The organism is Leeuwenhoekiella obamensis, from assembly GCF_055391795.1.
Genome location: NZ_AP029251.1, coordinates 2,478,376 through 2,492,196 on the forward strand (window position 1 = coordinate 2,478,376; position 13,821 = coordinate 2,492,196).

At 38.1% G+C, this 13,821-nt stretch carries 10 protein-coding genes; 4 read left to right on the top strand and 6 right to left on the bottom strand.

Annotation, left to right across the window (positions count from 1 at the left end):
• Position 1 precedes the first annotated feature (1 nt).
• Positions 2-976, top strand: coding sequence for a carbohydrate kinase family protein (locus tag ACZ5L8_RS11050; protein WP_464437470.1), 975 nt, complete (start codon positions 2-4; stop codon positions 974-976).
• On the opposite strand, the gene ACZ5L8_RS11055 is transcribed toward ACZ5L8_RS11050, so the two are convergent.
• Positions 973-1,491: a hypothetical protein gene (locus ACZ5L8_RS11055; RefSeq protein ID WP_464437471.1), complete on the bottom strand. Its 519-nt coding sequence runs from the start codon at positions 1,489-1,491 to the stop codon at positions 973-975. The genes ACZ5L8_RS11050 and ACZ5L8_RS11055 overlap by 4 nt on opposite strands.
• 267 nt (positions 1,492-1,758) lie before the next feature.
• Between ACZ5L8_RS11055 and ACZ5L8_RS11060 the strand changes: the two genes are divergently transcribed.
• Entirely contained in the window at positions 1,759-1,935 is a 177-nt protein-coding gene (locus tag ACZ5L8_RS11060) for a Lacal_2735 family protein (protein ID WP_464437472.1), read from the top strand.
• Between the two features lie 6 nt (positions 1,936-1,941).
• Here ACZ5L8_RS11060 and pyrF read toward each other — a convergent pair whose 3' ends face one another.
• Together pyrF and prfA are read right to left on the bottom strand one after the other, a co-directional pair.
• Positions 1,942-2,769, bottom strand: coding sequence for an orotidine-5'-phosphate decarboxylase (gene pyrF / locus ACZ5L8_RS11065; protein ID WP_464437473.1), 828 nt, complete (start codon positions 2,767-2,769; stop codon positions 1,942-1,944).
• A gap of 9 nt (positions 2,770-2,778) precedes the next feature.
• Entirely contained in the window at positions 2,779-3,855 is a 1,077-nt protein-coding gene (gene prfA / locus ACZ5L8_RS11070) for a peptide chain release factor 1 (protein WP_464437475.1), read from the bottom strand.
• Between the two features lie 165 nt (positions 3,856-4,020).
• Between prfA and dinB the strand changes: the two genes are divergently transcribed.
• Both dinB and ACZ5L8_RS11080 read left to right on the top strand, forming a co-directional pair.
• The gene (dinB, locus tag ACZ5L8_RS11075; protein ID WP_464437476.1) at positions 4,021-5,241 is read left to right on the top strand and encodes a DNA polymerase IV; all 1,221 of its coding nucleotides are present in this window, start codon (positions 4,021-4,023) and stop codon (positions 5,239-5,241) included.
• Positions 5,123-8,221, top strand: a complete 3,099-nt coding sequence (locus ACZ5L8_RS11080) for a DNA polymerase III subunit alpha (RefSeq protein WP_464437478.1) — start codon at positions 5,123-5,125, stop codon at positions 8,219-8,221. Before dinB ends, ACZ5L8_RS11080 begins: the two co-directional genes overlap by 119 nt.
• A 97-nt stretch (positions 8,222-8,318) precedes the next feature.
• On the opposite strand, the gene ACZ5L8_RS11085 is transcribed toward ACZ5L8_RS11080, so the two are convergent.
• The 3 genes from ACZ5L8_RS11085 to ACZ5L8_RS11095 all read right to left on the bottom strand — a co-directional run bounded on the left by ACZ5L8_RS11085 (position 8,319) and on the right by ACZ5L8_RS11095 (position 13,793).
• Positions 8,319-8,981 carry a hypothetical protein gene (locus ACZ5L8_RS11085; RefSeq protein WP_464437481.1) on the bottom strand — a complete coding sequence of 221 codons (663 nt, stop codon included), beginning with the start codon at positions 8,979-8,981 and terminating at the stop codon, positions 8,319-8,321.
• 85 nt (positions 8,982-9,066) lie between these two features.
• Positions 9,067-10,548: a RagB/SusD family nutrient uptake outer membrane protein gene (locus ACZ5L8_RS11090; protein ID WP_464437482.1), complete on the bottom strand. Its 1,482-nt coding sequence runs from the start codon at positions 10,546-10,548 to the stop codon at positions 9,067-9,069.
• Between the two features lie 17 nt (positions 10,549-10,565).
• Complete coding sequence (locus ACZ5L8_RS11095; protein ID WP_464437483.1) at positions 10,566-13,793, bottom strand: SusC/RagA family TonB-linked outer membrane protein; 3,228 nt, start codon at positions 13,791-13,793, stop codon at positions 10,566-10,568.
• Positions 13,794-13,821 lie beyond the last annotated feature (28 nt).

Here is a 13,821-nt window from a genome sequence, read left to right on the forward strand (position 1 = left end):
TATGGATCAACTTAAGATCGTGGTCGCAGGACCTATTCCCAGAGATACAATTTCAACATATGAGAACGATATCATCACACGCTACGGTTGCGTTACGCATCCGGTTATCGCTCTTGCGAAATTGCTAAAAGAGGAAGGTACTGTAATCCCAGTTTCTAACATCCATAAAAAAGATCAAGAAAACATCATAGCAGAGTTTGACGGTCACAACAATATAGATTTCACAGGCATCAATAGTGAAGAAGACCGCGGAACGGTAATCTTCTTAAACTTCAAGGATCAAAACAATCGCGAAGAAAAACAACTCGCGTGTATGAATCCCATACGTCCAGATCATGTGGAAGCGCATATTGATGCAGATGCATTTGTTTTTGTGCCTATCACAGATTTTGAGATCGCCCTTAGCACGCTAAAGTTCATTAAAGAAAATAGCGAAGCTCCTATTATTTTTGATGCTCATGGAGCAACCACAGCAATGGATGTAAAAGGAAATAGACATCGCAAATTTTGGGTAGATCGTGATGAATGGTTGCCTTATATAGACGTTCTTAAAATGAATCTTGAAGAATCACAATGCATGTGGTTTGCAAATGAATATGATGGTGATATACCGTCAATTTATGATGAGAACAAAGTAGATCATCTTGATGCTGTGGCAGAACACGCTTTAAATAAAGGCGTGAAATATTTCTATGTCACTATGGATTCTCGCGGTTGCGTATTGTATCACAAAGAAGAAGGTCTCACCGTGAAAGACTGGATCCCATCAGTAAAAGTGGACAAAGTTGTAGACACCACTGGTTGTGGTGATAGTTTTGCTGGCGGACTAGCTTATGGATTCGCAAAATTTAACGATCCTATTCTTGCCGGGCAGTATGCTAATATTTTAGGGGCAAGAAGAACACAAGGTAAAGACTGGGACGTTTTTAAAAGCGCTCCAGAAACTGAGCTTATTCGTGAAGAACATTACGGCTAGTCAACCTTTTTATACAATCCATCAAAGGCCGTAGTCTTACTTCCATCTTGTTTTAAAACTTCCCAAAGCTGGCGCACTATGCCATCGCTATTTGCCCTCCAAGTGATGCGGTTAATTATTGTTTCTCCAGATCGATCTTTTGTTGGCTCAGAGGCCAAAATCATTTTGCTCCCTTCACGGTTGCCTTTTAATTTTAAATGCTGACCTTGATTATCAATCCACAGCTGCTCCCACTGCTTTTCTTTACTATTATAAAAATTATAGCTTGTTCCTGTGTATGTGCCGTTTGCTGCTTTCCATTCTTCGCGAATCACACATCCATCTTCCATTTTTGTGATCGTATTAGAGCCTACAACTTTACCAGAAGGATCTGTAACACTCCATTTGCCGATCCAAAAATCAAAACTTTCATAAGACTCTGAACAGCAATTACATTCATTTTGCGCATAAACAAAAGTCAAACTCGCCGCCGATAGACAGAAATAGACTGTAACTACTTGTATAAACTTCCTCATTTTATAAAAAATTGACGCACATCAATTTACAAAAGATGTTAAACTTTATTTAAGAAAATTTCTTTTCGCTTTAAGCGAAAAAAACACCGATATCTGAAAACGCTGATTTTTAAAAGGCTAAGGAAGAAACAGCTGTATTAAAGGTAGAATTGCACTTTTAGGAATTTAACAATTAAGCTGTTAAACAATTTCGAATTTGCAAAATACACATGCGATTAATGCGTTTTTATTCGATATTTACTAGAGTAACCCCTAAATATTTACCCTATGTCTATCATGGAAAAACTAGAAGCCAAGTATAAGCAGGCTCTAGAACTAGCGTACAATTTAAAGTTCACTTCGCCCTCTGAAAGCGATTATTATGATTTTGAAGCAGAGCAGATCATGAGAGAGATCTCATCAATGGCTTCAAATAAAAATCGTGCAGATCTTACAGTAGCTTAACCGCTTTTACAAATCGAATTTTTCTGTAAGTATTTCGGCCATTTGTGTTTGTAGCTTGCTTGCTTCATTAGCGGCTGCCTCTGCAAAATCTTCTGCGTTTGATGCATAGATGATTCCGCGTGAGGAGTTAATAAGCAAACCAGCTTGATCATTCATGCCATATTTGCAAACAGACCTTAGATCACCGCCTTGCGCTCCTACACCAGGTACAAGTAAGAATGCATGTGGAATGATCTCACGTATGCCTGAAAAGTATTCAGCCTTTGTAGCGCCTACAACATACATCAATTTCTCACTTCCAGACCATTGTTTTGAAGTCTCAAGCACTTGTTTATAAAGCTCAGTACCTTCAACATCTTTAGTCTGAAAATCAAATGCGCCTTCATTAGAGGTAAGCGCAAGCATGATGGCGTACTTTTCGTCGAAAGACAAAAACGGCTCAATTGAATCTTTACCCATATACGGCGCCACCGTAACCGAATCAAAAGCCATATCTTCAAAAAATGCTTTTGCATACATGCGGCTGGTATTGCCTATATCGCCACGCTTTGCATCTGCGATAGTGAAAATCTCAGGATACTGGCCGTTGAGATAATCTATGGTTTTTTTAAGCGACTGCCACCCTTTTAATCCATAAGCCTCATAAAAAGCTGTGTTAGGCTTGTAAGCCACCGCAAATTTATGCGTTGCATCAATGATCGCTTTATTAAATGCAAAAATGGGATCTTCTTCATCCAGCAAATGTGCTGGTATTTTACCAAGATCAACATCTAGCCCCACGCAAAGCATGGATCTTTTTTTCTTGATCTGGTCAAAAAGGTGGTCTATTGTCAAAACGGTATGCTAAAAGGTTTCGCCGGCTTCTTTAAGTTTCTCTGTGTTGCTTACCAGTTGTAACTCGTCAATAATCTTTTGAATGTCACCATCAATTATGTTTGACAAATCATACAAAGTAAGGTTGATACGGTGATCTGTAACACGACCTTGTGGATAGTTATACGTACGGATCTTTGCACTACGGTCACCACTAGTTACCATGCTACCACGTTTTGCAGCCTCTTCTTCCTGGCGTTTTGCAAGCTCAAGATCATACAGTCTAGAACGCAGTACTCTAAAGGCTTTCTCTTTATTCTTATGCTGTGATTTTTGATCCTGACATTGAGCAACAAGTCCTGTAGGCTCGTGCGTTAAACGCACCGCAGAATAGGTTGTGTTTACAGATTGCCCTCCAGGTCCTGATGAACAGAAGTAATCTATACGAACGTCCTTAGGATCGATCTCTACATCAAACTCTTCAGCTTCTGGAAAAACCATTACAGTCGCAGCACTTGTGTGTACACGACCCTGAGTTTCGGTTTGTGGCACACGTTGTACACGATGCACTCCTGCTTCAAACTTTAAAGTACCGTAAACATCTTCACCGTTTACTTCAAACTGAATTTCTTTAAAACCGCCGCTAGTACCCTCATTATAATCTATCGTACTTGTCTTCCAACCTTTGCTCTCGCAATATTTAGTGTACATACGATACAGATCTCCTGCAAAAATACTTGCCTCATCACCACCAGTTCCCGCACGAATTTCCATCACGGCATTTTTACCGTCTTCAGGATCCTTAGGCACAAGCATGAATCTTATTTTCTCTTCAAGCCCTGGAAGTTCGCTTTTAGCTTCATCCAGTTGCATTTTGGCCATTTCAACCATTTCTGCATCGCTACCGTCTGCGATAATTTCTTCTGCCTCAGTAAGACGATCATGCAGGGTAACATATTGCTCCCTCACATCCATCAAAGCTCTAAGGTCTTTGTATTCTTTATTAAGTTCGATGTAACGCTTCTGATCGCTAATTACATCTGGTTGAATGATAAGGTCACTAACCTCGTCAAAACGTTGTTTAACTATATTGAGTTTATCTAGCATGCTGTGTAGAATAGGGTGCGAATTTACGCAAATTTTTAGGTAAATGCCATGTTGGTTTTTTTAGTTGATTTGGCTTAAAGCCAAAAGGGGAATTGTTCAAAACTTTAGTATTCCTCACTTTTAAAAAATTGGAATATTTCCATAATTTTGTAATATTTCCAATTTATGGCAAGAAGTATTTTACATCTAGATCTTGACACTTTCTTTGTTTCTTGCGAAAGACTTAGAGATAGCAGACTACAAGGAAAACCTGTAATTGTGGGCGGCACTGGTGACAGAGGTGTTGTAAGCGCTGCTAGTTATGAGTGCCGAAAATTTGGTGTTCACTCTGGCATGCCTATGAAAATGGCTCGTCAACTATTGCCAAATGCCATTTACATACGAGGCAACGCCAGTATTTATACTAAATACTCTAAAGCCGTAACGGAAATTCTCCAAGAACAAGTCCCCATTCTCGAAAAAGCAAGCGTAGACGAATTTTATGCAGATCTTACAGGGATGGATAAATTTTTCGGGTGCTACAAATATGCATCTGAACTACGCAAAAAAGTCATAAAAGAAACCGGCCTGCCTATTTCCTTTGGTCTTTCACTCAACAAAACTGTTTCTAAAGTTGCCACAAATGAAGCCAAACCTAATAATCAATTAAAAATAGACAATGGGTATGAAAAGTTATTTCTAGCACCATTATCTATTAAAAAAATACCCATGGTAGGAGAGAAAACCTTTCGCACCTTTTGCAATCTGGGTGTGCGGCAAGTTTCACTAGTTCAACAAATGCCCGTAGAAATGATGATCTCTGTTTTTGGCAAGAATGGCAGAATTATCTGGGAGCGCGCAAATGGCATTGACAACTCTCCTATAATAGAATATCATGAGCGTAAATCTATTTCTAATGAGCGCACATACGGTCAGGATACAACAGACATGAGCATGCTAAAGACTACTATTAGCGCCATGGCAGAGAATCTCGCATTTCAATTAAGACGAGGTAACAAACTTACATCATGTATTACCGTGAAGATTAGATACTCAGATTTTCAAACCTATTCAAAACAGATGAGTATTCCATACACCGCTGCAGATCATAATCTAATACCCAAAGTTATGGAGCTTTTTTATAAGCTATACAACCGACGTATGCTCATCAGGCTAGTAGGCGTAAGATATAGCTCTCTTACTGAAGGTCACTCCCAGATCGAACTATTTGAAGATCCTAAAAAAACCATCAATCTCTATAAAGCGATGGACAATATACGTGATCGCTATGGAGACAGGATCATCATGCGCGCCGCTTGTATGGGCGATGGCGCGAGAACCATTGGCAATTTTAAAAATCCGTTTAACGGCGAGCCTCCTATCGTGCTTGCTCACAGACATCAGTAATATGTATCTTAACTGTCACTCATATTTCAGCCTGCGTTACGGCACACTAGCCGAAGAACAGCTCCTTGAGCTGGCAAAAACAAATGGAGTAACCTCTCTAGCGCTCACAGATATCAACAACACTTCTGCGTGCTTAAATTTCATAAGAAAAGCACAGGAAGCATCCATAAAGCCTATTGTGGGTATTGACTTTAGAAATGGCATGGAGCAATGCTATGTTGCCCTTGCGCGAAATAATGATGGTTTTCTAGAACTCAATAATTTTCTTTCACAGCATTTACATGAAAAGAAATCCTTTTTGGCGGAAGCCCCCGCATTTAAAAATGTTTTTGTCATTTATCCATTTGAAACTGCCGTAACCCTTAGAAAAACAGATCTATTACCTCATGAATACATTGGCGTAAGCCTAAGAAATATAAGCAGACTGCCGTTCTCACTATACAAGAACAAACTAGAAAAACTGGTCATCTTGCAACCCGTAAGCTTTACCTGCAAACGCGATTTTAATCTACATAGGTTACTACGGGCCATTGACAATAATTGTCTACTCAGCAAACTCCCCAAAGAGGAAGAAGGCGACCCGTGGGAAATGATGGTTGATCTAGAAAAGCTCAAAAATACTTTTGCTGAATATCCTCAGATTATTGAAAACACAAAATATTTAGCAGAATCTTGTTCTATACATTTTGATTTCTCAAAAAACAGACAACCACAAAATCTTAAAACCCTACATGGATCATCAGAAGCTGATTATGAAGCTCTCAAAGATCTTTGTAACAAAGGTTTCCCTGACCGTTATGACGCGCTCACCCCAGAAATTGAAGAACGCATCAATAGAGAACTCTCTGTAATTAAAAAGTTAGACTTTGTCTCTTTCTTCCTTATCAATAAATGCATCATAGATTATGCTCGTGAACAAGGCTATTTTTATGTAGGCCGCGGCAGCGGAGCTAACAGTATAATTGCCTATATACTACGAATTACTGACGTAGATCCTATGGAGCTCGACTTGTATTTTGAACGATTTATGAATGAATTTAGAGCAAATCCACCAGACTTTGACATTGATTTTTCTACCTGGGATCGTGATGATATTACAGACTTTATTTTTAGAGAATTTGGTCAAAACGGTCAAGCAGCGCTTTTAGGATCATATGTAACTTTTAAACACAGTGGTGCCGTGCGTGAGCTAGGAAAAGTCTTTGGTTTACCTAAACACGAGATTGACAAATTAAGTAGCGGTAAATTCAATCCTGCAAAAATCGATGAACTCTCAAAATTAGTTTTGAAGTATGCGCGACTGCTTCATGAAAAACCTAATTATTTGAGTATTCATGCCGGCGGAATTTTGATCTCTGAGAAGCCTATTCATTATTTTTCTGCAACCCATCTTCCGCCGAAAGGCTTCCCAACAGTACAGTTTGATATGCACATCGCAGAAGATGTAGGGTTATTCAAATTTGATATTTTGGGACAAAGAGGCCTTGGCAAAATAAAAGATGCGGTAGAGATCATTAAACAGAATCATCCAGAGGTAAAACTTCCAGACATCCATAATGCAAAAGTTTTTTTTAAAGATAAAAAGATCAACGCGATGATTGCACGCGCAGATTGCATCGGTTGTTTTTATGTAGAATCTCCAGCCATGCGCATGCTGTTGCTAAAATTAGGCGTTGAAGATTACAACACTCTTGTTGCCGCCAGCTCCATCATAAGACCAGGCGTTGCAAAAAGCGGAATGATGCGAGAGTATATTATGCGGCATCGCAACAAAGAAAAACGCAAAGAAGCACACCCCATTCTTTATCAAATCATGCCAGACACCTATGGCGTGATGGTTTACCAAGAAGACGTGATCAAAGTTGCACACCATTATGCTAAACTCGACTTAGATGAAGCAGATGTGCTTCGTAGAGGCATGAGTGGCAAGTTTAGATCTCGAGAAGAATTTCAAGAAGTAAAAGAAAAATTTAAGAATAACTGTATCGCTCGAGGCGAAAACGAATCTGTCGTGAACGATGTATGGCGACAAATAGAGAGCTTTGCCGGTTATGCCTTTGCTAAAGGACACTCAGCCTCATACGCCGTTGAAAGCTATCAAAGTCTTTATTTAAAATGTTATTACCCTTTAGAATATATGGTTGCTACCATAAACAATGGTGGTGGCTTCTATAAAACAGAAATTTACATACACGAAGCCAGGATGAAAGGAGCACAAATAGAGCCTCCGTGTATTAACACCAGTCAGATAGAGACAATCATTCTAGGTAAAATAATTTATTTAGGCTTTCAACATCTACATAGCCTAGAAAAGAAGAGCATGATTCAAATCATTAATGCGCGCGTTAATAATCCATTTGTTTCATTAGATGATTTTATTGATCGCGTTCCACTAAGTATTGAACAAATGGATATTCTAATACGCATTGATGCATTTAGAAACCTAGAAAAAAATAAAAGAAGTCTACTATGGGAAGCCTATTACAAAGAAAACAATGCTCCACTAAATGAAGAGCAACAAAGCTTATTTAAGATCTCGATGAGTGATTTTACACTTCCAGATTTTAGAATAACAGCTTTAGAAAATGCTTTTGATCAATTAGAATTATTAGGATTTACATTATATGATCCTTTTATATTGCTAGCCACGCCTCCGTCAAGCCAATTATTAACTTGTGACCTACCTAATTATCTCAATCAAATTATAAGTATTTATGGCTATCTAGTTACCGCAAAAAACACAAATACTTCAAAAGGACATAAGATGCATTTTGGGACCTTTTTAGACCAAACCGGCCATTGGATAGATACTATTCACTTCCCTAATGTAGCTAGAAAATATTCAATTAACGACAAAGGAGTTTACCGAATTAGAGGAAAAGTAACAGTAGAATATGATGCCCTTGCTATAGAAGTAAATCACATCGCCCGGATGGACTATATAGTTGACCCCAGGTTTGATGCCACATATCAACAATAAAACGTCACATCTTATTCCTAACAACCTGATAAAGATCAAAAAAATAAGCCCGATTAAAATCGGGCTTATTAAAAATATTTAATATCTGTAAATTAAATTATTGCATAGGAATCAGAACCATTTCGGCATCTGAAAAATAACCATCTACAGTATAGTATATAGTAATCTCACCAGTATTAGGATCTACCGTTCCTGAGCCAGAGTTAGGAATATCAAAGTTGTCTGGAATATCTCCGCCTGTTACGGTAATATTATCGCACACATCTCTTATGGTAAATGCATATGCAGTACCAAATTGATTATCTCTACTTACGCTGTAATTTTTACCTCCCGTATTGGTAATAACTACAGGAGTTCCAGTACCTATAGACTCATAATAATAAGTACCTTCTAGCTCAGAAGGACAATCCCTAAGCACGCTAATCTCTAAAGGATCGGAAACATAAAGACCATCGCCTTGTTTAAACCCAAGAACTAGTACATCACCAGAGTTACTAATACCAGAATCTGTAAAATTAATGGTGAAACTCACTTCATTAGAATCACCATCAACAGTAAGACTAGACGGTATTTCAAAAGCTTGAGCCGATAGAGTGGATGATTCCTCCACAACTAAATCATAAGTGCGACTAGAACCACTCATATTTGAAATATAAACAGTCAAATCAAGACTAGTTGCTCCATCCTGTGGAACAGACACATCTTCACTAGTTCTATCAAAAGTGATATAGTTAGGCTCTTCATACACTTTCTCTTCCAAATCACAACCAGTAAATACTAAACTTACAGCTGCAACTAATGCTATAAAAATTTTCTTCATGATAATATAATTTATCTACTATTCATTAATCATTTTGAGAAGAAATCAGTGGATTGAACTGGATTTCTAACTGAGGTATTTCGAAGGTGAGTCTCTCATCATTATAAGGAATAGATTCACCAACAAAAGAAAGGTGATTTGCTCCTCGAACAACGTTAGCTTTATTTCGCTTAAGTGCTAGATAAGATTTTCCTTCTCCCCATAACTCAATTCTGGTTTGAAGATAAATTTCATTACGCAAAGCTTGTCCACTTAATCCATCTATATAAGACGCATCAGGCACACGCTGGCTAACTAACTGTTTAAGTCTAGTACGAGCTGTTCCTTCATCACCACTCTTTGCAGAGCCTTCAGCAGCCAACAAATACATTTCAGCAACTCTTAAATACACTAAATCAGTAATCATTGGTCTCTGACCTCCAATAACTCGTGCAGGAGCGTAAAACTTATTCAATGGCATTAGATCATAATAATCATCTTCTGGTTCTTGAAACTGCGCCTTACGAACGTCATCATCAGGAATTTGAGCATACAACCCAGCGTCTATAGCTTTAGCATCACCAGCCCAAGCATAACTATAAGAAAAAGCATCCATTTGCCCCCACCACGACACAAGGTCTATCTCAAGATCACTGGTAAGGTCAATACCCCACATCCATCCTGAAGTAGATAGATCATTAAATCCTCCTGTAACTTCTTCATCACTCATAAGAGTGAACTCTCCAGAAGTGACAACTTGATTAGCTAAACTTGCTGCATCACCATCTCTACCCATAGCTCCATAAACATATGCTAAAATACCCTTAGCAACGTTTTGGTTAATTTCACTCTTAGCACCACGCTGATAACCATTTAATAAATCAATAGCTTCAAGAAGGTCTTGCTCCATAAGTCCATAAACTTCAGATGCTGGTGACTTAGCAGCTGCCTCACCACTTAAGCTTGTGTATATAGGAAGTATTTCTTCACCTGCAACATATTCTTTTTGCATATACTGAGCAAGGTAGAAATATGAATGAGCACGCATAGCTTTAGCCTGCCCCATGATAGCCTTATTAGCGGCTAATTCAGGTACTACGTCATTACCCCCTAATGCATCGATCACCGTATTACAAGAACGTATAATACGGTAGTAATAGCGCCATACTTGGTAATTATCAGTATTGGTAAAATCCTGAAGAGCAATAAATTCAGTGATATTTGCTCTATACCAACCGTATGTACTAACAGAAAGAGCCATATCTCCTGATAAAAAATCAGCATAAATATCATACCCTTTATGCCCGAAATCATCATGACCAGTAGTACCCCCTGTTCCAGTCTGAACAGTTAAAGCATAAATACCGTTCATAGTACCAGCAATTACATCTGGATTTGTTTCAGCAGCTTCTGCTACTTGATCTATTGTCAAGAATTCAGAAGGCTCTTCTTCTAGATAATCGTCTCCACAGCTTACCAATGCGGCAACTGAAAAAGCAATTAATGAAGTTTTAAATATATTTTTCATAAAGCTATTTTTTTTAATTAAAATCTAACACGAGCTCCCAATGTAACAGTTGTCAAAGGAGCGTAAAGTCCACGACCTGTGTTACCTGTTTCACTAGTTGTAGGATTGAATCCATCTCTTGCGCTTTTGATAAATAGGTTATCACCAGAAACGAAAAGATTAAGAGCATCAATACCAGTAGAACCAAGCAAATCTTGAGAGAAAGTATAACCGATTCTTGCATTGTTCAATGCCAAATAATCTGATTTCACTAAGAAACGTGTAGACTGAGAAATTGAGTTTTGATCAATACCATCTGAAAGGCGAGGAACATCCGTGATATCTCCTGGATTTTGCCATCTGTTTAGGATATCTCTGTGATAGTTGTTACCGGCAGCACCAAATCTATCACTTAACAATTCTGCATATTGAGCATCATAAGCCCATCCTCCTAAACTATAAAGGAATTGAGTTGAGAAGTCAAAATTCTTAAACTTACCATATAGTCTAAAAGCACCTCTTACAGTAGGAACACTAGATTTACCAACATATTTATTAGTTGCCTGAGAGTAAGTTTTAGTTATTTGTCTCTCTACCGTTGCATCTTCATTATCTATCAAGTAAGAAGTAAGATCCTCAATAGCATCTTCATTAGCATCCAGAACCTGGTTACCGTTAGCATCATTGAAATATTGATACCACATTGGAGCACCATCTGAAGGATCAACACCAGCCCATTCTCTCATGTAGAAATCATAAATAGAGCTACCCTTAGAGTAAGCATAAGAGCCTGGAGAAACATCAATGATACGAGGAAGACCAGTTGTTGGATCAATAGGCATCGTTTTTATCTCATTATTAAATAATGTACCATTTACATTAAGATCTAACATAAAATCATTAGTCTTAAAAATGTGACCTGTTAAATCAATCTCAAGACCTTGGTTTCTTAACTCACCGTCATTTACCGTTACTATAGCAATACCTTGAGAAGGAGCTACTCGACGATCAAAAATAAGGTTGTCAGTGATTTTATCATAAAAATCAATACTACCATCAATGATATTCCCAAGTGTGAACTCAGCACCAACTTGAAGCATGTTAGAAGTTTCCCAAGTTAAGTTAGGGTTACCATTATCTCTTGCAGAAATAGAGTAAGTACCTCCAAGGATCCCTGTATTAAACGTATCATAACCTGAGTAGAATCCTACACCAGCTTGATCACCTGTAATACCATAAGAAGCCTTTAACTTGAAGAAAGTTAAGAAATCACTATTAAGAAAATCTTCATTAGACACAACCCAAGCTGCACCTACAGAACCAAAAGTACCCCACTTATCATTCACAAAACGAGATGAACCATCACGTCTTACAGAACCTGTAAAGTAATATTTATCTAAGTAGTCGTAGTTAATCTGAGAAAAGTAAGACTCAATTGTACGTCCATTTGAATATCCTCCAGGTACACCTGGATCTTTAATAAAGTTATCAAGCTCTAATAAGCCTGGCAGTACTACTGTTTGCTTAGAAGCCGTTCTATTTGAAAGATGATAATCATTGCTTTCATGCGCCGCTAAAACTTCAAGTGAGTGATCACCGAACTGATTTTTATATCTTAATAACTGAAGGAAGTTCTTAGTTATCGTTTCTGTATCTGAAACAAAAAGAGATCCTTTTACCTCATCCAAAGATGCTCCACCATAAAATGGGTTAGAGTAAGATTTGTAGTGGTTAATTGCGTACTGAGCACCAAAACGAGTTTCAAATGTAAGATGATCTGTAAACTTCACATCTAAAGAGAAACTTCCGTTTAATTCGTGACGATCTGTACCAACAAAGTCATAAAGAGCAGAACCAATAGGGTTTAATTGGTTTGCATTAGGACGAGCTCTAAAACCTGAAGCTGTTCCATAGTCATATTGATAACCTCCAAAAATTGGATCATCAACTAACTGATAGTTATCATCTCTTAAGAATACTGGAAATATTGGAGCCATCTTATCTGAAAATTCAAATAAGTTTTCAGATCCGTTTGTTTGTCCATTGTTTACACTTTCAGAATATGCATAACCAATATTTGCACCAACAGTCAACCAGTCACGAACATCCGAAGTAACATTTAATCTTGTTGTAGCTCTATCATAACTTGTATTGATAGCATAACCATCATCAGCTAAATAACCAGCAGAAACAAAATATTGAGTTTTGTCACTACCACCACCCATTCTTAGGTTAGCTTCAGTTCTAAATGCTGAATCAAAAGCAGCATCTTCGTATCTCTGTGGAGAATATCTTCTTGATACGCTAGGTCTAACCATACGAGTAACAGGATCGATAAGCTCACCTCCATCAGCTACATTCCACATGTTATAACCTGCAGGAATATAGTTATCTGTAAATAGATTTGAATTTGCATATGCTACTGGATCAGCAACACCATTAATAACCCCTCTATTATAAATACCTTCCCAAACTGTTGCGATATAAGTCTCAGGAGACTTTATCACATCATAACGTGGGATTAACTGAGAGTTTACACCAGATTTAATATCAAATTCGATATAATCTTGACCAGCTTTACCTTTTTTAGTAGTAATAAGGATAACACCGTTAGCACCACGAGAACCATAGATAGCTGTTGCAGTAGCATCCTTTAAAACAGTGGTACTAGCAATATCCGCGGGGTTAATAGAGTTAAGATCTCCTGAAAAAGGCACACCGTCTACAACATATAAAGGAGCACGGTTACCATTAACAGATCCAAAACCACGAATCCTAACAGTAGAAGTTGTACCAGGCTGACCTGATGTATTGATTACGGTTACACCCGCAACCTCACCTGCAAGAGATTGAGAAACGTTTGAATAAGATTTTGCCTCGATCTGCTCAGCTTTAACTGTTGCAGCTGTACCAGCAAAAGCTTGTTTAGTTGATGTTCCATAACCAACAACAACAACCTCATCTAAGGTTTCACCAGCTTCCATCGTAATATTTACCTCATTACTTGCACCTACTGTGATAGACTGTGAAGAAAACCCCACATAAGTAAATGATAAAACATCACCTTCTGAAGCTTCGATAGAATAAACACCATCGAAATCAGTTTGGGTACCAGCGTTCGTACCCTGTACAGCTACGTTAACACCAGGTAGAGGAAGCCCATCCTGATCTGTTATCGTTCCTGTAATTGTTTTACTCTGCGCAAGAGTTACTTGCGCTACTAACGTTAACAAAAGCGTTAGTAGTAAATGAAACTTTGTTTTCATACTTCATTTTAAATTTGAATTAGCCAAT

What these genes read in the sequence shown, in the direction of transcription:
- ACZ5L8_RS11095 (WP_464437483.1), bottom strand. Translation starts at nt 13,793, where the DNA reads ATGAAAACAAAGTTTCATTTACTACTAACGCTTTTGTTAACGTTAGTA.
- ACZ5L8_RS11055 (WP_464437471.1), bottom strand. Translation starts at nt 1,491, where the DNA reads ATGAGGAAGTTTATACAAGTAGTTACAGTCTATTTCTGTCTATCGGCG.
- ACZ5L8_RS11060 (WP_464437472.1), top strand. Translation starts at nt 1,759, where the DNA reads ATGTCTATCATGGAAAAACTAGAAGCCAAGTATAAGCAGGCTCTAGAA.
- ACZ5L8_RS11090 (WP_464437482.1), bottom strand. Translation starts at nt 10,548, where the DNA reads ATGAAAAATATATTTAAAACTTCATTAATTGCTTTTTCAGTTGCCGCA.
- ACZ5L8_RS11080 (WP_464437478.1), top strand. Translation starts at nt 5,123, where the DNA reads ATGGAGACAGGATCATCATGCGCGCCGCTTGTATGGGCGATGGCGCGA.
- ACZ5L8_RS11050 (WP_464437470.1), top strand. Translation starts at nt 2, where the DNA reads ATGGATCAACTTAAGATCGTGGTCGCAGGACCTATTCCCAGAGATACA.
- dinB (WP_464437476.1), top strand. Translation starts at nt 4,021, where the DNA reads ATGGCAAGAAGTATTTTACATCTAGATCTTGACACTTTCTTTGTTTCT.
- prfA (WP_464437475.1), bottom strand. Translation starts at nt 3,855, where the DNA reads ATGCTAGATAAACTCAATATAGTTAAACAACGTTTTGACGAGGTTAGT.